Origin of the sequence: Bradyrhizobium sp., from assembly GCF_030646015.1 — a bacterium.
In the GTDB taxonomy this organism is placed as follows: domain Bacteria; phylum Pseudomonadota; class Alphaproteobacteria; order Rhizobiales; family Xanthobacteraceae; genus Bradyrhizobium.
In genome coordinates this window covers 1-21,507 of the sequence record NZ_JAUSLT010000176.1, presented here as the reverse complement: position 1 = coordinate 21,507, position 21,507 = coordinate 1, and the positions used below count along the sequence as shown (strand labels likewise).

20 protein-coding genes are annotated in these 21,507 nt (G+C 63.8%); 9 read left to right on the top strand and 11 right to left on the bottom strand.

From position 1 onward, the window contains the following. On the top strand, positions 1-569 hold a 569-nt coding region (locus Q7T45_RS25925), incomplete at its 5' end, for an OmpA family protein (RefSeq protein WP_304874744.1). A 67-nt stretch (positions 570-636) separates the two neighbouring features. Here the strand turns inward: Q7T45_RS25925 and Q7T45_RS25920 are convergent. Continuing rightward, on the bottom strand, positions 637-1,602 hold the full coding sequence (locus Q7T45_RS25920; RefSeq protein ID WP_304874747.1) for a homocysteine S-methyltransferase family protein: 966 nt from the start codon (positions 1,600-1,602) through the stop codon (positions 637-639). 242 nt (positions 1,603-1,844) lie between these two features. On the opposite strand from Q7T45_RS25920, the gene Q7T45_RS25915 reads away from it, so the two are divergent. Next, complete coding sequence (locus tag Q7T45_RS25915; protein WP_304874742.1) at positions 1,845-2,465, top strand: TetR/AcrR family transcriptional regulator; 621 nt, start codon at positions 1,845-1,847, stop codon at positions 2,463-2,465. A gap of 187 nt (positions 2,466-2,652) precedes the next feature. Here Q7T45_RS25915 and Q7T45_RS25910 read toward each other — a convergent pair whose 3' ends face one another. The 7 genes from Q7T45_RS25910 to Q7T45_RS25880 all read right to left on the bottom strand — a co-directional run bounded on the left by Q7T45_RS25910 (position 2,653) and on the right by Q7T45_RS25880 (position 10,490). Then, on the bottom strand, positions 2,653-4,413 hold the full coding sequence (locus Q7T45_RS25910; protein ID WP_304874740.1) for an alkaline phosphatase: 1,761 nt from the start codon (positions 4,411-4,413) through the stop codon (positions 2,653-2,655). A 161-nt stretch (positions 4,414-4,574) separates the two neighbouring features. Further along, complete coding sequence (gene argG, locus Q7T45_RS25905) at positions 4,575-5,912, bottom strand: argininosuccinate synthase (RefSeq protein WP_304874738.1); 1,338 nt, start codon at positions 5,910-5,912, stop codon at positions 4,575-4,577. A 122-nt stretch (positions 5,913-6,034) separates the two neighbouring features. Further along, positions 6,035-6,793, bottom strand: a complete 759-nt coding sequence (locus Q7T45_RS25900) for a phosphatase PAP2 family protein (RefSeq protein ID WP_304874736.1) — start codon at positions 6,791-6,793, stop codon at positions 6,035-6,037. 54 nt (positions 6,794-6,847) lie between these two features. Beyond that, entirely contained in the window at positions 6,848-7,354 is a 507-nt protein-coding gene (locus Q7T45_RS25895; RefSeq protein WP_304874734.1) for a hypothetical protein, read from the bottom strand. A 216-nt stretch (positions 7,355-7,570) separates the two neighbouring features. Next, a complete protein-coding gene (rlmN, locus tag Q7T45_RS25890) occupies positions 7,571-8,797 on the bottom strand; it encodes a 23S rRNA (adenine(2503)-C(2))-methyltransferase RlmN (protein ID WP_304874732.1) in 1,227 nt (408 codons plus the stop codon). Between the two features lie 72 nt (positions 8,798-8,869). Next, positions 8,870-9,496, bottom strand: a complete 627-nt coding sequence (locus Q7T45_RS25885; RefSeq protein WP_304874730.1) for an invasion associated locus B family protein — start codon at positions 9,494-9,496, stop codon at positions 8,870-8,872. 154 nt (positions 9,497-9,650) lie between these two features. Continuing rightward, complete coding sequence (locus Q7T45_RS25880) at positions 9,651-10,490, bottom strand: SDR family oxidoreductase (RefSeq protein ID WP_304874729.1); 840 nt, start codon at positions 10,488-10,490, stop codon at positions 9,651-9,653. Positions 10,491-10,582: 92 nt separating this feature from the next. Here Q7T45_RS25880 and Q7T45_RS25875 point away from each other — a divergent pair, with 92 nt between their 5' ends. From Q7T45_RS25875 to Q7T45_RS25865, 3 genes are all read left to right on the top strand, one after another. Then, a complete protein-coding gene (locus tag Q7T45_RS25875) occupies positions 10,583-11,557 on the top strand; it encodes an NADPH:quinone oxidoreductase family protein (protein WP_304874728.1) in 975 nt (324 codons plus the stop codon). 374 nt (positions 11,558-11,931) lie between these two features. Then, positions 11,932-12,786 (top strand): hypothetical protein, encoded by an 855-nt coding sequence (locus Q7T45_RS25870; RefSeq protein WP_304874727.1) that lies wholly within the window; start codon positions 11,932-11,934, stop codon positions 12,784-12,786. Between the two features lie 22 nt (positions 12,787-12,808). After that, positions 12,809-13,984 (top strand): TAXI family TRAP transporter solute-binding subunit, encoded by a 1,176-nt coding sequence (locus tag Q7T45_RS25865; protein ID WP_304874725.1) that lies wholly within the window; start codon positions 12,809-12,811, stop codon positions 13,982-13,984. Between the two features lie 27 nt (positions 13,985-14,011). Here Q7T45_RS25865 and Q7T45_RS25860 read toward each other — a convergent pair whose 3' ends face one another. Continuing rightward, positions 14,012-14,404, bottom strand: coding sequence for a YkvA family protein (locus tag Q7T45_RS25860; protein WP_304874723.1), 393 nt, complete (start codon positions 14,402-14,404; stop codon positions 14,012-14,014). Between the two features lie 95 nt (positions 14,405-14,499). After that, on the bottom strand, positions 14,500-14,808 hold the full coding sequence (locus Q7T45_RS25855; protein WP_304874721.1) for a 4a-hydroxytetrahydrobiopterin dehydratase: 309 nt from the start codon (positions 14,806-14,808) through the stop codon (positions 14,500-14,502). A 170-nt stretch (positions 14,809-14,978) separates the two neighbouring features. Here Q7T45_RS25855 and Q7T45_RS25850 point away from each other — a divergent pair, with 170 nt between their 5' ends. Together Q7T45_RS25850 and Q7T45_RS25845 are read left to right on the top strand one after the other, a co-directional pair. Beyond that, positions 14,979-16,430 carry a TAXI family TRAP transporter solute-binding subunit gene (locus Q7T45_RS25850; RefSeq protein ID WP_304874720.1) on the top strand — a complete coding sequence of 484 codons (1,452 nt, stop codon included), beginning with the start codon at positions 14,979-14,981 and terminating at the stop codon, positions 16,428-16,430. A gap of 239 nt (positions 16,431-16,669) precedes the next feature. Continuing rightward, positions 16,670-18,229, top strand: a complete 1,560-nt coding sequence (locus Q7T45_RS25845; protein ID WP_304874718.1) for an alkaline phosphatase — start codon at positions 16,670-16,672, stop codon at positions 18,227-18,229. A gap of 2 nt (positions 18,230-18,231) precedes the next feature. Here the strand turns inward: Q7T45_RS25845 and Q7T45_RS25840 are convergent, their stop codons facing one another. Beyond that, a complete protein-coding gene (locus Q7T45_RS25840; protein ID WP_304874745.1) occupies positions 18,232-18,618 on the bottom strand; it encodes a response regulator in 387 nt (128 codons plus the stop codon). 143 nt (positions 18,619-18,761) lie between these two features. Between Q7T45_RS25840 and Q7T45_RS25835 the strand changes: the two genes are divergently transcribed. Beyond that, positions 18,762-19,523 carry a Crp/Fnr family transcriptional regulator gene (locus Q7T45_RS25835; RefSeq protein ID WP_304874717.1) on the top strand — a complete coding sequence of 254 codons (762 nt, stop codon included), beginning with the start codon at positions 18,762-18,764 and terminating at the stop codon, positions 19,521-19,523. Positions 19,524-19,761: 238 nt separating this feature from the next. Further along, on the top strand, positions 19,762-21,507 hold a 1,746-nt coding region (gene typA, locus Q7T45_RS25830; RefSeq protein ID WP_304874716.1), incomplete at its 3' end, for a translational GTPase TypA.

The window sequence follows — 21,507 nt, the reverse complement described above, 5'->3', positions numbered from 1 at the left end:
CGATCCTGCGCATCCCGCAGAATCGCTACATCGTCGAAGCCGACGAAGCGTCGCCGGCGCTGCTCTACGATACCTTGATGGCCCCGCCGGTGGAGCGGCTCGAACGGCGCTATTCGCTGGACGAGATCCGTTACAGCCCCTCGGTGCGCCAGCGTATGCCGAGCATCGATCTCAACAGCATCAACTTCGAGACCGGATCGTGGGAGATTCCCCCGGATCAGGCCTCGAAGCTGCAGACGATCGCCGACGGCCTCAATCGCGTGATTGCGGCCAACCCGCGCGCGGTATTCCTGATCGAAGGCCATACCGACAAGGTGGGATCTGACGTCGACAATCTGTCGCTGTCAGATCGCCGCGCCGAGTCGGCGGCCACGCTGCTGACGCAGCAATTCGGCGTGCCGATGGAAAACCTGACCTCGCAGGGCTATGGCGAGCAATATCCGAAAGAGGACACCGACGGGCCGAGCGCCATCAATCGGCGCGTCACGATCCGCAACATCACGCCGCTGCTCAACGGCGGAACGGCATCGCTGCCGCCCCCGCCGCCCGGCACCGCGCCGCCGCGCTGAGGCACGGCAATCGCAAGGAAAAAATGGCCGGGAGAAATCCCGGCCATTTCATTTTGTAGTTCGCCGCTCAGGCGCTGAGGGCGCGCGGCGGCAGGACGGCGTCGCAGATCGCCTGGACATGACGGTGATCGGTGCCGCAGCAGCCGCCGAGCATCCGCATCGCCGGGAACGCGCGCCTGAGATCGCGGTAGCGCCGGCCCAGATCGCGCGGATCGCCCGCATCGAGCGTCGTGGATTCATCGAGTTCGGCGTGGCTTTTGGTCGACGCGTTGGCCCGCACACCATGGATGCGCCTGGTCCAGGCTTCACCCGCCTGCAGCGCGCTTTCGAAATGCGCCGGATGCGCGCAGTTGATCATGAAATATTCCGGCGCGCCTGACGTCTCGCGATCCACGGCCTCAACGGCCTCGCGCAACGTCTCGCCGTTGACCAGGCGGCCGTCGGTCTCCACCGTGAACGAGATCGCGGCTGGAATTCGCTGCGCCCTGGCCGCGCGCGCGATGCCGATCGCTTCGTTGATGCTGTTCAGCGTATAGGCCGTCACCATGTCGGCGCCGCCTTCGACGAACGCGGCAATCTGTGTCGCGTGATAGGCCTCGGCCTCCGCCGCATCCATGCGGCCGGCCTTGTAGCCGTCGCCGCGCGGGCCGATCGCGCCGCTGATGACGCACGGCGCCTCCGGCCTTTCCCATCCGGCACGCAGGCCCTCCAGGAACGCGATCGAACGGACATTGATCGCCTTGAGCGCTGCGGCGTCATAGCCGAGCTTGTCGGCCCAATCGGAATTGGCGCGCCATGTCGGGCTGTCGAGCACGAAACCCGTACCGTGCGCGCGCGCGACCGCGAGATAGGCTGCATAATATTTCTGCAGCTTCTGCCGGCCTTTCGGGCTGTCGAGCAGCACGAAGGCTGCGAAGTGCGGCAGATCCACGCCCTCGTGAAAAATCAGCGTCGTTTCCATGCCGCCGTCGGTGAGAAAAATGCCGCCGCGGCGTTGCGGCAGGTCATGTCGATATTTTGTCACTTCAATCATCTCCGTCATCAATCCGCCCTGTGCCGTCCGTTTGGTCTCACGACGCCGGCCCGGGTCTCGTGCCACTGGTGCCGCATAATGTCGCGGCTTCCTAGCGAGCGCGTGGTGCGGCTGAACCTTTGGCTGAAAATTGATACGAAATCAGAAGGTTGTACGGCGCGGACGAAGCCACGGCGCGGCCGCGAGCGCAGCAATCCGTACCGCGAGTACAGTTTTTCCAAGAGCCGTTTTCGGAGTGTTGAATGGGAAAAGGCGAAGCCACGCGGGAGCGGATCCTCGAGGTCGCGGAAGCAGCCGTCCTCGCCAAGGGATTCGGCGCCACCTCGATCGAGGAAGTGATCGCGGAGGCCGGTCTCACCAAGAGCGGCTTCTTCTATCACTTCAGGGACAAGAACGCGCTCGCCCGCGAGATGGTTCGCCGTTACGTCGACACCAATGATCGCCTGTTCGACGAAATCTTCGAGCGCGGCCGGCAGCTGTCGGACGATCCGCTACAGGCGTTCCTGATCTCGCTGAAGCTGCTTGCCGAAGTAATGGCCGACCTGCCGAACGGCCATCCCGGCTGCCTGATTGCCAGCATCTGCTATCAGGAGCGGCTGTTCGACCGCGAGGTGCGCGACCTCACCGCGCAGTCGGTGCGCGACTGGAACGCGCGCTTCCGCGGCATCTTCGAGGGCATTGCCGCGGTCTATCCGCCGAAGGAAGCGGTCGACCTCGACGATCTCGCCGACATGCTGTCATGCATCGTCGACGGCGCCATCATCCTATCGAAGACGCTGAACGACCCGCGCCGGCTGGAACGGCAGATCCTGATCTTCCGCAGCTGCGTCAAGCTGATGTTCTCGGGGCCGGCGCTTTCCTGAGGGCACTTTCTTCTCCCCTCCCTCCCGCGAAGCGGTGGGGAGGGGTCGGGGGTGGGGGGTCTATCAACGCACTCGCTGCGAGTTGTGACCTCTTACTACCGACAGCGAGTCTGCGGAAACACCCCCCACCCCCGACCCCTCCCCGCCACGCGCAAGGGCGCGTGGGGGGAGGGGAGAAAAAAGCGCACTACGGCCCCGCCGCCGCCAGCCCCAGAGCGTCGGCGATGACGCGGAATATTTCGGTGTTGTCCATCGATCCGCGGACCCGCTCGCTGCCGGGCCCGGCCGCGGTCAGGATCACGTCTTCTCCCGAATGCACGCTGGCGCCCATCATGGCCGGCAGATTGCCGAAACGCAGCGCGACACCCGGAACATCCTTGTATTTTTCGTTGGCCTTGAAGGTGCCGGGCGCCTCGCCCTTCACCGTCGGTTCGTTCGGATGATCGAGCTTCGGGCGGAAGGTTTCGTAGTGATCCGGCAGCGCGGCCGAGAAGATCGCCAGCCTGCGGCTGACATCGACGCGTGACGGATAACCTTCCGCGTCCGGATCAGGATAATTCGGAAATCCCGCCTTCTCGTACACGCTGACGCGCTCGCGCAGCGGCACGTTCGGCGTCACGCCCATGTCGTCATTGAGTGTGCCGACAAGGCTGTTGGGATGATTGTGATCCGCCACAACCAGGATCAGCGTGTCGTCCCCACGCGACCGCGCCCAGTCGCGCGCCAGCCGCACCGCATTGTCGAGCATGATGGTGTCGTACACCGCGCGCTCCATATCCAGTAGATGCGCATATTTGTCGATCATTCCGGATTCGACCATCAGGAAGAAACCGGCATCATTCCTCGACAGCACGTCCAATGCGGCCTGGACCTGCTCGGTCAAATCGGGCTGCTCGGGAAACTTGCCAACGCCGCCGCCCTTGAGAAATTTGCGGTCCAGCGCGCCATCCATATTTCCCGCGGCGAACAGGCCGAGCAACCGGCGCGTCTCGGGTTGGGCCGCCAGCGCATTGAGTTCGCCCGCGGTCGTCGCCATCCTGTAGCCGGCCTCGCGAAACCGGGCGACGTAATCGATATCGTCCTTGCGCTTCGAGCCGGGCGCATCTTTCGGAAGGAAATTGGCGCTGCCGCCGCCCATCAGGACATCGGGCCTGGCGGCGAAATACTGCGCGACGATCTCGTCATAGGTGCCTCGGCGGCGGGTATGCGCGATCATCGCGGCCGGCGTCGCATCCTCGACTTCGGTATTGGTGACGATACCGATGCTGAGACCGAGCCGCCGCTTCGCCAGACTGGTGATGGTTTCGACCCTGGGGTCGTCGAACGGACTGATGGTGCGGTCGGCATAGACGCCCATCGCAGCCGAAGCGGTCTTGTGGCCGGTGGCATAGGCGCTGGCCGAGTTGGCTGAATCGGTGATGATCGAATCCGAGCCGGCGGTCGCCACCAGCGCCATGTGGGGCATGTCGTCGATCGCCAGTCTGCCGAGGCTCTTGCCTTCCGCGATGCCCTTGGACAACAGCCGCGCGGCGGTGCGATGGGCCGGCGACATGCCGTCGCCGATGAACAGGATGACATTCTTCGCCTTGCGCGGCCCGGTGTCGTAGACCGTCCACACCAGCTTGCGGCGGCGCGTGCCATCGCCGACTTCGACCGTGACACGACCGGGCTTGGTCAGCGCAACGTCGCGCAGCATCAGCGCCGACTGCTCCTTGCCGTCTTCGCGCTCAATGAACGCGCCCGTGCGGCCGAACACCGCGGCATAATCCTCGCCATTCACGGTCACCTGCAACTTCGCCGGATCGACCCGGTCGGGGAATTCGACCTTGAAGTCGAATGTCGCGCCGGCAAGAATCTCGGCGCGGTCGATCGGATAGACGGTCTGGGCAAGAAGGGACGATCCCGACGCCATGACCATGAGGGACGCTGCGGCGAAATACTTGATCATGAGGGCTCCGCGTCAGAAAATTCCAGCGCGGGCACTGGGGCGACCTCTATCGCAGAACAGCGCGCGCGGAGTCTGCTATCCTACCGGCCGAGAATGACAACTCCATTACGCAGGCTTGATGAAGCCCGCGGCGTCCATCCACAAAGTTACGCCCGCACGGTTCAGCTCTTGTCGTTCTCGAGTTTGAGGATGTCGGAGCCTTCGCCGATCGACAGTAAACCTGTCTTTGCGTAGAGATTCAGCTTGGCGCGGGTATCGGTGATGTCGAGATTGCGCATGGTCAGCTGACCGATACGGTCTGCCGGCGTGAACGCCGCATCTTCCACCTTCTCCATGCTCAGCCGCTCCGGCGCATAGGTCAGGTTCGGGCTTTCGGTGTTCAGGATCGAGTAGTCGTTGCCACGGCGCAGTTCGAGCGTCACCTCACCGGTCACCGCGCGAGCCACCCAGCGCTGGGCGGTTTCGCGCAGCATCAGGGCCTGGGAATCGAACCACCGCCCCTGGTAGAGCAACCGGCCAAGGCGCATGCCGCTAACCCGGTATTGCTCGATGGTGTCTTCATTGTGGATGCCCGTGACCAGGCGTTCGTAGGCGATGTGCAGTAGCGCCATGGCCGGCGCTTCGTAAATGCCGCGGCTCTTGGCCTCGATGATCCGGTTCTCGATCTGGTCGCTCATGCCGAGGCCATGCCGACCGCCGATGGCATTGGCTTCGAGGAACAGCGCGACGGGATCGGCGAAGGTCTTGCCGTTCAGCGCAACCGGCTGGCCCTCCTCAAAACGCACGGCGACCTTTTCGGCCTTGACGACACAATCGTCTCGCCAGAACGGCACGCCCATGATCGGGTTGACGATCTTGATGCCGCTGTCGAGACTCTCGAGATCCTTCGCCTCGTGGGTGGCGCCGAGCAGATTGCTGTCGGTCGAATACGCCTTCTCGGAGCTCATCTTGTAGGCGAACCCCTGCGCGGTCATGTACGCCGACATTTCTGCGCGGCCGCCCAGTTCGTCGATGAACGCCTGGTCGAGCCAGGGCTTGTAGATCCGCAAGTTAGGGTTGGTCAGCAGGCCGTAGCGGTAGAACCGTTCGATATCGTTGCCCTTGTAGGTCGAGCCATCGCCCCAGATGTTGACGCCATCCTCCTTCATGGCCGACACCAGCATCGTGCCGGTCACGGCGCGGCCGAGCGGCGTGGTGTTGAAATAAGCGATGCCGCCGGTCGAGACGTGGAAGGCGCCGGACTGGATGGCGGCGATGCCTTCGTGGACCAGCTGCGTGCGGCAATCCACCAGCCGGGCTTTTTCGGCGCCGAACTCCAGCGCCTTGCGCGGAATCTCGTCGTAGTCGGTCTCGTCGGGCTGGCCGAGATTGGCGGTATAGGCAAAGGTGCGGGCGCCCTTTTGCTTCATCCACAGCAGCGCCGCCGACGTGTCGAGGCCGCCCGAGAAAGCGATACCGACTTTTTCCCCCTTGGGCAGGCTTTTCAGGATGGTACTCATGGAGCTTCCAATCGGTCGAAATGACGGACGTTGTTTGGCGGCGTGTGCGGTTTGAGTGCGCGAATAACAAATTTCCCGCCGATGGGCACGCGTTTAATGGCGACAGGCGCGATGAAGTCGAACTACACGGAGCGCCCGCGCCATTTCTGCCGCAACCGGTAGAGCGGCCAGGCGAACCGCGTCAGCGCAGCGTCGATCCGCGCGTCGGTCAGCCGGGTCGAGGGCCAGCGGTAGATATAGGCAAAGGCCAACCAGACCACGAAAAACGTCACCAGCCCGGCGGCCGCGACGTCGGGGAAGAAGTGGCCGCCGAACGCCATCCGCAAGCCGCTGGTGACCACGCCGAACAGCGTCGCCGCGGTGAACGCCAGCGGCCGCCAGGCCGGCGGCGTCAGCGCCGCGGGCGCGTAGGTCCAGAACGCGGTGGCGCCTTCGCCTGAAAAGAACGAGCAGTTGCGGCCGCAGCTGCCGCGCGGATCCCACCACGGCACGAAATCCGCCGGTCCGTTGAATTGCGTGACCACGATGGGACGCGGCCGGCCCCAATAGCTCTTGAAGGTGAGATTGGTGAGAACCCCGGCGGAAAGCACCAGCGTCACCAGCAGGAACATGACCGTCCGTCCGGATACCAGCAACGGCTTGTCCGGCCGCGCCAGCTTCACCACAAGTGCCACGATTGACGGCAGCGCCAGGCCCCACGCGATCCACATCGCGGCGTCGCGCGCGATCGCCGCCAGCGTGTTGAATTTCAGCGGAAAGGTCTTGTTGGATGCATCGAAGAACAGGCCGGCCAGCTGCAGATCGAGCTCGGGATAAATCCCGAACAGCAATCCGACAATGAGCGCCAGCGCCAGCGCGGTATAAAGTCCCGATCGGTTCATGGCGCGGGGTTTAGCCGAGCCCGCCGGGGATGAAAAGGCGTCCGGGCCGCTTCTTCATGACGCTGGTGGCGGCGGTGGTGCGGGCGAATGCGAGGACAGCGGCGGCGGGGGTGTCAGCGGGCGGCGCGGTTCGCGCCAGGCGCCGGCGTTGCGGCCCGCGATCATCCAGTACACCAGACCCGCGACGATGCCGGCGCCGGTCATGATTTCGAGATGGCGGCGGACAATGCCGTCGAAGCGAAGGGTGTCGGGATCGAACGGGATCAGGCCGAGATAGCAGGCGAGCCCGACGATGCCGCCGCCCAGCGCGTAAGCCAGCACGCTCCTGATGTAAAACGCCTCGGTGATCAAGACCACGATCGTCGCCGGCAACAGCGCAAACCCGCTGAGGAAGATGAAACCGAAGCCGAGTATTACGTTGAGCGCGGACGGGTCGATCTGACTATCTGCGAAATCGGAAAATTCCGGGAACAGCACCGCGCCGACCACGATGATCCCCGCCACCAGGCAGGCGGCGAGGAAACCGAACAGGATGACGAAGAGCCGGCCGATCAGGGACATCGGATTCTCACCTGTCGGACGCCCCACCCCGACCTCATCCTGAGGAGCCGCGCATCTTCGCGCGGCGTCTCGAAGGATGGCAACAAGCTGTGTGCCCAATGGTTCGAGACGCACGCTGGCAGCGCCAGGGCGCTGCCGGACGCGCTCCTCGCCATGAGGGATTTGTACGTACTGCCGCGCAAACCACCCGTCCGCATCATGACGCTTTGAAACACATCAATCCGTCATCGCCATGGCGCGCAGCGCCTGGCGCTCGCGTGCCGACAGTTTCTCGGTCTCCGATTTCAACTGGCCGCAGGCCGCCAGGATGTCGCGGCCACGTGGCGTGCGCACCGGCGAGGAGTAGCCGGCGTTGAAGATGTATTCGGAGAATTTCTCGATCTGGTCCCAGTCCGAGCATTCGTAGCGCGTGCCCGGCCACGGATTGAACGGAATGAGATTGATCTTGGCGTGGATGCCCTTCAGCATCTTGACCAGCAGCTTGGCGTCGTCGAGCGAATCATTGACGCCCTTCAGCATCACATATTCGAAGGTGATGCGCCGGGCGTTGGACGAGCCCGGATAGTCGCGGCAGGCCTGCAGCAATTCGGCGATCGGGTATTTCCGGTTCAGCGGCACCAGCTCGTTGCGCAACTCGTCGCGCACCGCATGCAGCGAGATCGCCAGCATGACGCCGATCTCGTCGCCGGCGCGGGCGATGTTCGGCACTACGCCCGAGGTCGACAGCGTGATGCGGCGGCGGGAAATGCCGATGCCTTCATTGTCCGACACGATCAGCAGCGCATCGCGCACCGCCTCGAAATTATACAGGGGCTCGCCCATGCCCATCATGACCACATTGGTGACGAGGCGGCTGCCGGTCGGGGTTTCGCGGTCGGCCCAGTCGTTGAGGCGGTCGCGCGCCACCATGATCTGGCCGACGATTTCGCCCGCGGTCAGGTTGCGCACCAGCCGCTGCGTGCCGGTATGGCAGAACGAGCAGGTCAGCGTGCAGCCGACCTGCGAGGAAACGCACAGCGTGCCGCGGTCGGTTTCCGGAATGTAGACGCACTCGACTTCATGCGCTTTCTCGATCGAATCGCCGCTCGGCAATCGCAGCAGCCATTTGCGGGTGCCGTCGTTGGAGATCTGTTCTGCAACCACCTCGGGCCGCGCCACGGTAAAATGCGTCTCGAGTTGCGCCCGCATATCCTTGGAGATGCTGGTCATGTCGGCAAAATTCTGCGCGCCGCGGACATAGATCCAGTGCCACAACTGCTGCACCCGCATCTTGCGCTGCGAGGGCTGAACGCCGATGGCGCCGAGCTTGTCGGAAATCTCCGCGCGCGACAGCCCGACCAGCGACGGTTTTGCCAGCGGCACGTAGGTTTCGAGCGCGATTTTTTCCAGCGGCGCGCTGGCGCCGGAACCGGCTTCCGGCGAATGGGTCAGGGTGTCAGTCATGGGACATCAAATAGGCCTTCCAGGGCCTGCTGGAAAGCCACCAAATACATCGTTTTCGGCATCAAAAGCGGCTTAACGCCTGCAATCCTGCGCCAGCCGGTCGAGCGCCTGGGCAAGGCCCTTCAGCGAGAAGGTGTCCGTGGTCTCGGTGCCCTTGGCGGATATGCCCTTGACCGTCACCTCGGCGGCCTTGCGCATGGCTTCCACCATGCGCTCTTCCTCGGCGGCGTTCTTGATCCAGAGCCCGTCGCCCTGGGTGTACATGGCGTAGGAGGCGCCGCCGACTTCCAGCGACGATTCCGAGCCCGGCTTCAGCGCATAGCCGATCATGATGGAGACTTCGTTGGTGACCTTTTCCGCCGGACGCGTCGAGACGAAGGCGTAGGCCGGATCGCGCGGACGATTCGGCGGATTGGTTTTCGACGACGAGGGCTTTGCCAGCGCGAAGCACACCTTCTTGCCGTTCGGCGTCGCGGTGTAGGCGCCCCAGGTGCCGAACTGGCCGATCAGTGTCGGTTCCGCTCCGCCAGCGGCAGCAGCGGCTTTCGCCTCCGGCTTGGCGGCTGCGGGCTTTACAGAATTAGACTTGGCCGCATCTTTCGAGGCCTTCGACGACGCGCTCTGCGCCTGCGCCGGGATCGCGATCCCGCACACAACCACACTCGCCATCAGGGATATCAGAATTCGCCGCACGGACATGACCAAATCTGGTTCCCTCATTATTGTGACTGGAAGATGGCCCCCCGGCATTCCCCGATCACGCACCGATGGATAGCCGGGAAATGCCTTTTTGGGAAGGCAGTCGGGGGATCGCCGAGCCGGCGCATCCAGCAAGTTATGATGCGGCTAAGCCTCAGCCCTTCGAGCGCGCCGTGCGCTGCTTCTCCCACTGCGCGTCGGTCCATTGCAGCAGATCCTCGGCGCCGGAACTGCGCAGATGCGCGCCGCCGTCCTGCACCACCATCTCGCCGTTGATGTAGCCGGCCCGGTCCGAAATCAGGAAACTCGCGAGATCGGCCAACTCGCCATGTTCGCCGACACGGCCGAGCGGATTTTTCGACGACCATTTGTCGTCACGGCCCTCGGGCCGAAGCTGGCCCGATGCACCCGGCGTCGGGAATGCGCCCGGCGCAATCGCCACCGTGCGGATGCCCTTGGGTCCCCACTCCACCGCGAGGCTCCTGGTCATCGCAAGGATCGCGGACTTCGCCATCGCCGAGGGCACCGTGAAGGCGCGGCCGGTAATGGTCGAGGTCGAGAGAATGCTCAGCACCACGCCCTTGTGCGCGCCTTCGATCCAGCGCTTGCCGGCACCGAGCGTGCAATACATCGCGCCGTGCAGGGTCGGCGCCAGGATCGCGTCCGCCGCGCGGAACGACAGATGCTCGGTCTGCGCGATGAAGGTCGCGGCGGCATTGTTGACCAGCACGTCGAGCGGCGCCTCGCGCCAGAGCGCATCCATCATGGCCTCGACCGCGCCGCCGTCGCGGATGTCGCATCTGACGACGCTGACCTTGCCGCCGAATTCGCTGCGCATCTGCGCCGCGGTCGCCTCCAGCAATTCGAGGCGGCGGCCGCAGATGATCAGTTCGGCGCCAAGCTCGACGAAGCGGCGTCCCATCGCGGCACCCAGCCCGGAACCACCGCCGGTGACCAGGATGCGCTTTTTCGCCAGCAGTCCCTTTTCGAACATCGTTTGATTCCTCCGCCCCGTATTGTAGCCCGGCCGCAAATCCGGCATGAAGCATTCAGCCCTCTTTGTGCGTCCGAAACTCAGGTGTGTCCATGAAAGCCATTCTCTGCTCGCAATATTGCGGCCCCGACGATCTCGTGCTGGCCGATGTGCCCGATCCCGTCGCCGGCCCCGGCGAGGCCGTGATCGCGATCAAGTCCGCGGCGCTGAATTTCTTCGACCTGCTGATGATCCAGGGCAAATACCAGATCAAGCCGCCGTTCCCGTTTTCACCGGCCGCCGAAGTCGCGGGCGTGATCGAGAGCGTTGGCGCAGGGGTCACCGACCTGAAAGTGGGCGACCGCGTGGCGGCGTCCTGCGGCCACAATGGCGCGCGCGAAAAGATCGCGCTGCCGGCCAATTCGATCGTCAAGATCCCCGACAATCTCGATTTCGATCGCGCCGCCGGAATCTTCATCATCTACGGCACCGCGCTGCATGCGCTGGAAGATCGCGCCAGCCTGAAGCCGGGCGAGACCATGGCGGTGCTGGGAGCCGCCGGCGGCACCGGCCTGGCGGCCTGCGAACTCGGCAAGCTGATGGGCCTGAAGGTGATCGCCTGCGCGTCATCCGAGGAGAAGCTCGAATTCGCCAAGGCGCACGGCGCCGAGCTCGGACTGAACTACGCCACCGAAGACCTCAAGGAAGGCCTGCGGCGGCTGACCGGCGGCAAGGGCGTCGACATCATCTTCGATCCGGTCGGCGGCACTTACGCCGAGGCCTCGCTGCGTTCGATCGCATGGGAAGGCCGCTTTCTGGTGATCGGATTCGCCGCCGGCGACATTCCGAAGATGCCGCTCAATCTCGCACTGCTGAAAGGCTGCGACATCCGCGGCGTGTTCTGGGGCGCATGGGCCAGGCTCAATCCGGAAAAGAACCGCGCCAATCTGGAGAAGCTGGTGAAGTGGACCGCGGAAGGCAAGATCTCGTCGCATGTCGACCGCACCTTCCCGCTGGCGCAGACCGCCGACGCGCTAAAGGTGCTGGCCGGCCGCAAGGCGATGGGCAAGGTGATCCTGCATCCGTGATTGTGCGCCCGTCATTGCGATTCGCGCACTCTCTCAACAACGTCGTCCCGGCCTCCGCGCCGGGACCCATACGCCGCGGCGGCTATGGATAGAAGAAGGTGTCCGACGTCTTGCCCGAACGCGACGGCACGGCGTATGGGCCCCGGCTCGGAGGCCGGGGCGACGAGGCCTTGCACGAACTCGCCCTGATAACGTCGGGTCTTGCCGCAATGAAATCAAGATATCTCCCGATTCGCGCCGGCGATGGTCGCTTTTTGGACTGATTCAAACGGCGATTTAGGGCCCTCAGTACGGGCGCCCGGTCGACAACAACAATAACAAGAAGCTGATGCCGGGATGCCCGATGTTGCGTGTGTAGCGCGGGAGGCATCACCATGGCGCAGAATACCAGGCTCACAGCTTGCGGCGAACAATCCGTCGAGTCGCTTCACGAAGCTGCAGGCGGCGGCGAATTCATCGAATACGGCCCGACGCCATCGATGGCGAAGCGAGACTATTTCCTTCCCGAGGACATTCCACTTTTTCTTTGCAACGACGCCGCCGAACCCAGGCAGCGGGGCTTTGGAAACGGCGGCGAAAGCGAATTGGCCAGAGCGGATGTCCGGTCGCAGTATATCAAGGCGAGCCTTTTGGTGGCAGCCGGAGTAGCCCTCGCGATCGCGATCCTGTCCGTGGAAAATCCCGTCGCCTTGTTTGCAAACGCCAAGGCGGCGCTGATCGGCACTCAGGCCAGCGCTTCGCCGAAAACAGCTTTGGGACCAGCGCCTGCAGCACCGGCGGCCTCCGCTCAGCCGGCGCCGGCCGCGCCATCACCGGTCAACCTCGCCGCCTTGCCGCAGTCCGAACCGGCAGCGCCGACGCGCGACGAAATCGCTCTCGCGCTGCGAGCCGCTCACCAGCGCCAGATGGAAACCCGTCCGCCCGCGGTCGAGGCCCCGCCGGCACGACGGCTCGATGCCGGCGAACTCGCGACACTGCTGAAGCGGGCCAGGGGCCTGATCGAAATCGGCGATATCGCTTCTGCAAGATTGCTGCTCGAACGCGCCGCCGACGCGCAAGAGGCCGGCGCCGCTCTGTTGCTGGCCCAGACCTGGGATCCGGCCGTGCTGGGAGCACTGGATGCCCGAAGCATCACTGCCGATCCGGCGAAGGCGCGGGACTGGTACCGCAAGGCGGCCAAGTTCGGCTCACAGGAAGCGCAGCAGCGCCTCAGTCAACTCCAGAACTAAACTCACGACAGCAGGGGACACCATGAAACGCTCAGTAGGGATGGCGATCATCGCCATGACGATGGCTTATGGCTTCGCGGCGCGCGCCGAGGACAAGGAATATGACCCGGCCAAGGTCAGCGAAAGCCTCAAGGCGATATTCCAGTTCGGATCGGTGGAGACGAAGCGGGCCTTGAACGCCAATACGGTGACGGTGATGTCCGGCACCATCGGCGGCACCTACGTCCAGTTCGGCGCCGACCTGGCATCCGTGCTTGATGACGGCAACAAGCTGCGCGTGCTTTCGATCGTCGGCCGCGGCTCGGTGCAGAGCGTCGCCGATATTCTGTTCCTGCAGGGCGTCGACCTCGGCATCGTGCGGTCCGACACGCTCGACTATCTCGAGAAAAAAGGCTTCGCCAAGGACATCAAGAAGCAGTTCACCTATGTGACCAAGTTGTACAATGAGGAGATGTACGTCATCGCCTCGAAATCGATCCGCAGCATGAAGGATCTCGAGGGCAAGACCGTCAGCGTCGACCTTCCGAACGGCGGCACCTTCATCACGGCGACGAACGTGTTCGAGCGGCTCGGAATCAAGCCGAAATTCGCCTACATCGAGCAACGCATCTCGATGGAGAAGTTGAAGGCCGGCGAGATCGACGCCGTGATCTGTGCCGGCGGCAAGCCGTACAAGTCCGTCAGCCAGTTCAAGGACGACCGGTTTCACCTCGTGCCGGTCGAATACGCCAAGCCGCTGCAGGGCGACTATCTGCCCGCCACCCTGACCGCGAAGGACTACCCCAATCTGATCGCGGAAGGAGCGCAGGTCGACACCATCGCGGTGCCGGCGGTGCTGGCGGCTTACAACTGGGCGCCCAACACCGAGCGCTATCGCAAGCTCGCGCTGTTCGTGGACAACTTCTTCACGAAATTTCCGACCTTCCAGAAGCCGCCCTTCCATCCGAAATGGAAGGAGGTCTCGCTGGCGGCGCCGCTGCAGGACTGGAACCGTTTCCCAGCCGCCAGACAATGGCTCGACGAGCACAAGATCGAGCCCGTCGCGCGCAGCCGGTTCGACGAATTCCTGAAGCAGAAGACGGCGGGCGGAAAGCTGCCCTCCGACTCCGAGCGGGATGCGCTGTTCAAGCAGTTCCAGGCCTGGGACGCCGAGCAAAACGCCCGGGCGCAGCTGCGTTCACCGCAGAAGCCGCGCTAGCACGCGACCCGGCGAGGCCTGAAACCTTCAGGCACCGGCCTCGCCGGGGTCGGCGTCCTCGATGCCCCGCTGCAGCGCGGCGCGGGCGGCATCGCGATGCTCCGGCAGGATGTGGCTGGCGACCATCCGGATCGCGGTGGCGAGCACCGCGGCGTCGTCGGTGAAACCCAGCACCGGCAGCATGTCCGGGACAAAATCGAACGGCAGGATGAAATAGGCCATGGCCCCGAGCAGCGCCGCCTGCACGTGGCGAGGCGTCTGCCGGTCGAACGCGCAGTAATAGGCCGCGAGCAGTTCCTCGGCGAACGGCAGTTTCGCCGCTACCCGCTTCAGCTTGATCCAGAAGCGCCGGCGCACGCCTTCGCGGTCTTTTGCCAGCTCGTCGGCCGGCTCGAAACCCACGGTATGCTCGGATGCCATCGCTCAGGGCTCCCCCAAACTTGCGCGGCGGATCGCCGCAGCTGTCGCAGGTAAGAGTTGGGGATGTCGTGCCCCTGCTGCAAGATTGGTCGGTATCAGGCGACGCCGAATTGCCTTGATATCGCGTTCATGGCCTTGGCGAGGGCGATATCGAGGGCGGTAACGCCGCCGGCGTCGTGGGTGGCCAGCACCACTTCCACCGTCTTGTAGACGTTGCGCCATTCGGGGTGATGATCGCTCTTCTCGGCCACCAGTGCGGCGCGGGTCATGAACCCGAACGCCTCGTTGAAATCCTTGAAGACGAAGGTTCGCGCAATCGCCTCGCGGCCTGGCGTTTCAGCCCATCCCGGCAGCAACTCCAGCAGCGCCGCCTTTCGAGCCTCCGCCGACAACCGCTCCGCCATGACCGTCTCCCGTTTCACGTGAACTTTACCCTAACACCGAAGTTGGGTTCAGGGATCCATGCCACAATAAGGCGGCAAAACCGGTCCAAAGACGGCCGGTAACCATTACGCCGATGTAACCCCGCGCCGGCCGAAAATTTGCTAGAATATTGCTTCAACCGATTGGCAGCATGAATTTGGACGTCAAACGATTGTTTGCAAGATCGACCGGAGGAGTCGAGCCGGTCGAGCCGCCGAGGCCGCAATCGCCTCGCTCGGCGAAGCGGCGGCTGATGTTCGTCGTGCTGGCGGCGCTCCTCGCCGTGGTCGGCGCGGTCGCGGCGGCCTACTATTTTGCGATGCGCCCGGTGACGCTGCGGATCGCGGTCGGCCCGGCCAACAGCGAAGACGTCAAGGTGATTCAAACCCTGACGCAGGCCTTTGTCCCGGCGCGCGGCCAGATTCGATTGCGCCCGATGCAGACCGATGGCGCCAAGGCGAGCGCGCAGGCGCTGGCGGATGGCAAGGCCGATCTCGCCATCATCCGCGGCGATCTCGACGTGCCGAAAAATGCCCAGGCGGTGGCGACGCTGCGCAAGAACGTCGCGGTGCTGTGGGTGCCTCCGGCGCCCAAAGTCAAAGGCAAGAAGGCGGGGCCGAAGATCACCAAGATCGTCCATCTTGCCGGACGCCGCATCGGCGTGGTCGGCCGCACCGAAGCCAATGTCAATTTGCTCAAGGTGATCCTGCAGCAATACGGCGTCGATTCGACCAAGGTCGAAATCGTCCAGTTTCCGGCCCATGAAGCCGCCGAAGCCATCCGCAACCAGAAGGCGGATGCCTATCTCGCCGCCGGCCCCGTCAACAGCAAGATCACCGCGGACGCGATTGCGGCCTCGACCAGGGATGGCGGGGTTCCGACCTTCCTCGCGATCGATTCGGCCGCGGCAATCGCCCAGAACCATCCGGTTTACGAGGCCTCCGAAATACCTGCCGGCGCCTTTGGCGGCTCGCCCGCCAGGCCCGAGGAAGAGGTCAAGACGATCAGCTTCTCCCACCACATCGTGGCGCGGAAGGGCCTGGCCGAATCGACGGTCGCCACCTTTACCCGGCAGCTGTTCGCGGTACGCCAAACCTTGAAGACGGATTTTCCGTTGGCGGCGCAGATCGAAACCCCCGACACCGACAAGGACGCCGTGCTTCCCGCGCATCCCGGCGCTGCGGCCTATGTCGATGGCGACGAAAAGACCTTCTTCGACCGCTACAGCGATTTCATCTGGTGGGGACTGATGGGACTGTCGGCGATGGGCTCGGCCGGCGCCTGGTTCGCCGGCTACCTGAAGAAGGACGAGCGCCACAACAACAGCACCTTGCGCGAACGCCTGCTGGACATGATTGTCGCCGCGCGGCACAGCGATTCCACCGAAGAACTCGACCAGATGCAAACGGAGGCGGACGATATCCTGCGCGATACGTTACGCTGCTTCGAGCATGGCACCATCGAGGAAGGTTCATTGACCGCCTTCAATATCGCGCTCGATCAATTCCACAACGCAGTGGCCGACCGCAAGGCGGTGCTGATGAGCCTGCCGCAGAGCCTGCAACGGGCGGGCGCCCAGTTCCGGGCCACCGGCACGTTGTAGACACCCTCCGCATGTCGTCCCGGCGGACGCCGGGACCCATAATCCCGGTCGTCTGTTGTTGCACGAAGTATCTAACGCCAGCGTATCACCGTTAGGACACGGCGTATGGATCCCGGCTCGCGCTTCGCTTGGCCGGGACGACACCGTGTATGATGCGCGCCTCCTGTAATCGGGTCGTCACAGAACCTTTCTACGTCTGTCAGCGCGGCGTATCCTGACAGCCCGATAAGGAGCCTTGCATGACCATCAGGATTTCCCGCCGGCGTTTGCTGACGACCGCCGCGGCTACGAGCATCGGCGTTTTGGCGATGCCCTATCTCAGCCGCGCCGCCGACCGGCCGCAGATCACCCATGGCGTGCAATCCGGCGACGTCGGGGCCGATGGCGGCGTGGTGTGGGCGCGCGCGGACCGGCCGTCACACATGATGGTCGAGGTCGCCACCACTGAATCGTTCAGCCACGCGAAGGTCTTGCCGCCGATCGCGGCGCTGCCCGAAAGCGACTTCACCGCGAAAATGCTGCTGGAAAACCTGCCGGCCGGGCAGGAGACCTTTTATCGCGTTCGGTTCCGCGACCTCGCCCATCCCGCCATCTCGAGCGAGCCGGCGATCGGCCGCTTCCGCACCGCGCCCGCCGACCGCCGCGACGTCAGTTTTGTGTGGGGCGGCGACGTCGCCGGACAAGGCTGGGGCATCAATCCCGACGACGGTGGCATGGTCACCTTCGCTACCATGCGCAGACACCGGCCGGATTTCCTGCTGCATTCCGGCGACACCATCTATGCCGACGGCGTCATTGCCGCCGAAGTGAAGCTCGCCGACGGCAAGGTCTGGAAGAACGTCACGATCCCGGAGAAGGCCAAAGTTGCCGAGACGCTCGACGAGTTTCGCGCGGCGCATAAGTATAATTTCCTCGACGATAATGTGCGCGCCTTCAATGCCGAGGTGCCGATCTTCGTGCAGTGGGACGACCACGAAGTCACCAACAACTGGTCGGCCTCGAAGCAGCTGCCCGCCGCCTACAAAGAGCGCAGCATCGGTCTGCTCGCCGCGCGGTCGGCCCGCGCGTTCCACGAGATGTACCCGATGCGCGAAAGCCTCGCCGAGCCTGGCCGGATCTACCGCACGCTCCATTATGGACCGCATCTCGATGTCTTCATGCTGGACGAGCGCAGCTATCGCGGCGCCAACGGGGAAAACCAGCAGACCGCTTACGGCCCCGAGAGCTACTTCCTCGGGCCCGACCAGCTGGCTTGGCTGAAGCGCGGATTGCTGAACTCGCGCGCCACCTGGAAGGTGATCGCCTCCGACATGCCACTCAGCATCATCGTCTATGACGATGCCGCCAACAGGAGCGGTTCGGAGGCGTTCGCGCAAGGCGACGGTCCACCGCGCGGCCGCGAACTCGAGATCGCGGATATCCTGCGTTTCATCAAGTCAGCCGGGATCGTCAATACCGTGTGGCTGACGGCGGACGTGCACTACGCAGCGGCGCATTACTACAATCCTGACAAGGCGCAATTTCAGGATTTCGAGCCGTTCTGGGAGTTCGTCGCCGGTCCGCTTCATGCCGGCACCTTCGGGCCGAACCAACTCGACAACACGTTCGGGCCGGAGGTGAAATTCATCAAGGCGCCGGGGCAAGGCCAGCAGAACCTGCCGCCATCGGCCGGCATGCAGTTCTTCGGTCACGTCAGAATCGAGGGCGCGACCGGACAGATGACCGTGACCCTGCGCGACCGCGCCGATGTGGCGCTGTGGTCGACAACGCTCGATCCCAGGCCAGGCAAGCCAGGATAGATTCAGCGCCCGGCATTCTGCCGGGAACGCAGCAGCAGCGCCTTCAGCGCCTCCGACGAATACGGTTTTGGCAGCCGCGGCTTGTCGGCGAGCGGGGCCGGCAACCTGACATCGACGCCATATCCGGTGACGAAGATGAAGGGAATCTTCAACTCATCCAGCCGCTCGGCAATCGCAAAACTCTTTTCGCGCACCAGTCCGACATCGAGCAGGGCAAAATCCGGCGTACGATCGGCGATCATGGCGAGCGCCCTGGCGACATTCGCCGCGGTACGAACCCCCTTCACGCCGAAACCGAGAATGGTGTCCTCGAAATCGAGCGCGATGATCGGGTCATCCTCGACAATCAATACGTCGCCGGGCATGCCGTCAGAAGCTGCGGGTTCCATCATTCGTCACGTTGTAGGGGGTCGGCATCGACCGGTTCCGATTGTGAAACCATCACGTCCCGACCCGCCTGTCTGTTCACTTGTGCACACAGCAGTCCAGTGCGATCAGATATTGTGGGGTGGCGGGCCAGGGGACATCCGGAATGACAGCGCGAAGCGGCGACGCTCCTGACGGGAACGACCGTCCTTACAACAACCTGTTGCGACGGCTCAGCGCCGGCGACTTTGCCTTGATTGCACCGCATCTGTCGCCGGCAGAGGCCGGGCCCAACGATCTGCTCTACAATCCCGGCGACGATGTCGAGACCGTGCATTTTCCCTGCGGCGCGAGTCTCGCGTCCTATCTGGTGCCCAATGAGGACGGTCGTGACGTCGAGACCATCCTGATCGGCCGCGAAGGCGCGGTGGGAGGTATCGTCAGCCAAGGCTATCTGCCCGCTTACACCCGCATCATGGTCAAGTTCGGCGGGCCGTTCGTTCGAATGCCGGTCGGAAAGCTCGATGCGGCGAAGTCCAGATCGGCCAGCCTGCGTAACGTCTTCGCGCGCTATGCCGACTGCATGCTGGCCCAGATCTTCCAGTCCACGGCCTGCAACGCGATCCATTCGATCGAGCAGCGCACCGCCAAATGGATCATCTCGGCGATGGAGCGCACCGACGGCGACGACGTCGTGCCGCTGACCCATGAGCAGCTGGCGACCCTGCTCGGGGTCGGCCGCAGCTATACCAGCCGCGTGATCCAGACCTTCAAGGCGGACGGCGTCCTGGAGACCCGCCGCGGCTCGATCATGGTCCGCAACCCCGACGCCCTGCGCATCCGGGCCTGCCTTTGCAATGAGGCGGTCAAAAATCATTTCGAGGAGGTGTTGCGGGGCGTCTATCCCGCCCCTGAAAAAGGCAATTAGGGCGGCAGGATCGGCAAAAATGGGGTAACCAACTGCCAAACAAATCATTGTTTTTTGGCGTTTTCTGACTATATTGCGCCGCAACGAGCAAGATACGCCCGGTCCTTATGGCCGGGCTTCGTTTTTGGGCGCCATGGGCGCCTTCAGAATTCCAGGTTTTGAGCGTGATCCGGAAAAGTGGGTCCCGGTTTTCCGGCGAGATCGCGCTCCAGCCATTGTCCGAGCCAAAAGAACAGTCATGAACCTTCGCAACATCGCCATCATCGCCCACGTCGACCACGGCAAGACCACCCTCGTCGACAAGCTGCTGCAGCAATCCGGCACCTACCGCGACAACCAGCGCCAGGTCGAGCGCGCGATGGACTCCAACGATCTGGAAAAAGAGCGCGGCATCACCATTCTGGCCAAGTGCACCTCGGTGCATTGGGAAGATACCCAGATCAACATCGTCGACACCCCTGGTCACGCCGACTTCGGCGGCGAGGTGGAGCGTATTCTCTCGATGGTCGACGGCGTGATCGTGCTGGTCGATGCCGCCGAAGGACCCATGCCGCAGACCAAATTCGTGGTCAGCAAGGCGCTGAAGCTCGGCCTGAAGCCGATCGTCGCCATCAACAAGGTCGACCGTCCCGACGCACGCATCACCGAAGTCGTCAACGAAGTGTTCGACCTGTTCGCGGCGCTCGACGCGACCGACGAACAGCTCGACTTCCCGATTCTCTACGGGTCCGGCAAGAACGGCTGGATGGCCGCCTCGCCGGACGCCTCCCACGATGTCGGCATGAAGCCGCTGTTCGACCTCGTCATCAAGCATGTCCCGCCGCCGGTGGTCGAGGAAGGCCCGTTCCGGCTGCTCGGCACCATTCTCGAGGCCAACCCCTATCTCGGCCGCATCATCACCGGCCGCATCGCGTCCGGATCGGTCAGGCCGAACCAGGCGGTGAAGGTGATCTCGCGTGACGGCAAGCTGGTGGAAACCGGCCGCATCACCAAGATCCTCGCCTTCCGCGGACTTGAGCGAGTGCCACTCGAACTCGCCGAAGCCGGCGACATCGTCGCCATCGCCGGCCTGCCCAAGGGCACCGTCGCCGATACCTTCTGCGATCCGAGCGTTGAAGTTCCGATCCAGGCCCAGGCGATCGATCCGCCGACCGTATCGATGTCGTTCATCGTCAACAATTCTCCGCTCGCCGGAACCGAGGGCGACAAGGTAACCAGCCGCCTGATCCGCGACCGGCTGCTGCGCGAGGCCGAAGGCAACGTCGCATTGAAGGTCGTCGAGGCCGAAGACAAGGACTCGATGATCGTCTCCGGCCGCGGCGAATTGCAGCTTGCCATCCTGATCGAGCAAATGCGCCGGGAAGGTTTCGAACTCTCGGTGTCGCGTCCCCGCGTCGTGCTGACCAAGGACGAGAACGGCGAGTTGCTGGAGCCGGTCGAGGAAGTCGTGATCGACGTCGACGAGGAATTCTCCGGCGTCGTGGTGCAGAAAATGAGCGAGCGCAAGGCCGAGATGATCGAGATGCGCCCGTCCGGCGGCAATCGTCTGCGGCTGGTGTTCTACGCGCCGACCCGCGGGCTGATCGGCTATCAGGGCGACCTGATGACCGACACCAAGGGCACGGCGATCATGAACCGCCTGTTTCACAACTACCTGCCCTACAAGGGCGACATCCAGGGTCGTCGCAACGGCGTGCTGATCTCCAACGACCAGGGCGAGGCCGTGGCCTACGCCATGTTCAAGCTGGAAGACCGCGGCCCGATGATGATCGAGCCCGGCTGGAAGGTCTACAAGGGCATGATCGTCGGCGAGCATACCCGCGACAACGACCTCGAGATCAACATCCTCAAGGGCAAGCAGCTCACCAACATCCGCACCACCTCGAAGGACGAGGCGGTGCGCCTGACTCCGCCGATCCGCATGACGCTGGAAAAGGCGCTGGCCTATATCGAGGACGACGAACTGGTCGAGATCACGCCGAAG

What these genes read in the sequence shown, in the direction of transcription:
- Q7T45_RS25885 (WP_304874730.1), bottom strand. Translation starts at nt 9,496, where the DNA reads ATGTCCGTGCGGCGAATTCTGATATCCCTGATGGCGAGTGTGGTTGTG.
- Q7T45_RS25870 (WP_304874727.1), top strand. Translation starts at nt 11,932, where the DNA reads ATGGCGCAGAATACCAGGCTCACAGCTTGCGGCGAACAATCCGTCGAG.
- Q7T45_RS25875 (WP_304874728.1), top strand. Translation starts at nt 10,583, where the DNA reads ATGAAAGCCATTCTCTGCTCGCAATATTGCGGCCCCGACGATCTCGTG.
- Q7T45_RS25865 (WP_304874725.1), top strand. Translation starts at nt 12,809, where the DNA reads ATGAAACGCTCAGTAGGGATGGCGATCATCGCCATGACGATGGCTTAT.
- Q7T45_RS25860 (WP_304874723.1), bottom strand. Translation starts at nt 14,404, where the DNA reads ATGGCATCCGAGCATACCGTGGGTTTCGAGCCGGCCGACGAGCTGGCA.
- Q7T45_RS25835 (WP_304874717.1), top strand. Translation starts at nt 18,762, where the DNA reads ATGACAGCGCGAAGCGGCGACGCTCCTGACGGGAACGACCGTCCTTAC.
- Q7T45_RS25845 (WP_304874718.1), top strand. Translation starts at nt 16,670, where the DNA reads ATGACCATCAGGATTTCCCGCCGGCGTTTGCTGACGACCGCCGCGGCT.
- Q7T45_RS25880 (WP_304874729.1), bottom strand. Translation starts at nt 10,490, where the DNA reads ATGTTCGAAAAGGGACTGCTGGCGAAAAAGCGCATCCTGGTCACCGGC.
- Q7T45_RS25840 (WP_304874745.1), bottom strand. Translation starts at nt 18,618, where the DNA reads ATGGAACCCGCAGCTTCTGACGGCATGCCCGGCGACGTATTGATTGTC.
- Q7T45_RS25855 (WP_304874721.1), bottom strand. Translation starts at nt 14,808, where the DNA reads ATGGCGGAGCGGTTGTCGGCGGAGGCTCGAAAGGCGGCGCTGCTGGAG.
- argG (WP_304874738.1), bottom strand. Translation starts at nt 5,912, where the DNA reads ATGAGTACCATCCTGAAAAGCCTGCCCAAGGGGGAAAAAGTCGGTATC.
- rlmN (WP_304874732.1), bottom strand. Translation starts at nt 8,797, where the DNA reads ATGACTGACACCCTGACCCATTCGCCGGAAGCCGGTTCCGGCGCCAGC.
- Q7T45_RS25915 (WP_304874742.1), top strand. Translation starts at nt 1,845, where the DNA reads ATGGGAAAAGGCGAAGCCACGCGGGAGCGGATCCTCGAGGTCGCGGAA.
- Q7T45_RS25910 (WP_304874740.1), bottom strand. Translation starts at nt 4,413, where the DNA reads ATGATCAAGTATTTCGCCGCAGCGTCCCTCATGGTCATGGCGTCGGGA.
- Q7T45_RS25900 (WP_304874736.1), bottom strand. Translation starts at nt 6,793, where the DNA reads ATGAACCGATCGGGACTTTATACCGCGCTGGCGCTGGCGCTCATTGTC.
- Q7T45_RS25895 (WP_304874734.1), bottom strand. Translation starts at nt 7,354, where the DNA reads ATGTCCCTGATCGGCCGGCTCTTCGTCATCCTGTTCGGTTTCCTCGCC.
- Q7T45_RS25920 (WP_304874747.1), bottom strand. Translation starts at nt 1,602, where the DNA reads ATGATTGAAGTGACAAAATATCGACATGACCTGCCGCAACGCCGCGGC.
- Q7T45_RS25850 (WP_304874720.1), top strand. Translation starts at nt 14,979, where the DNA reads ATGAATTTGGACGTCAAACGATTGTTTGCAAGATCGACCGGAGGAGTC.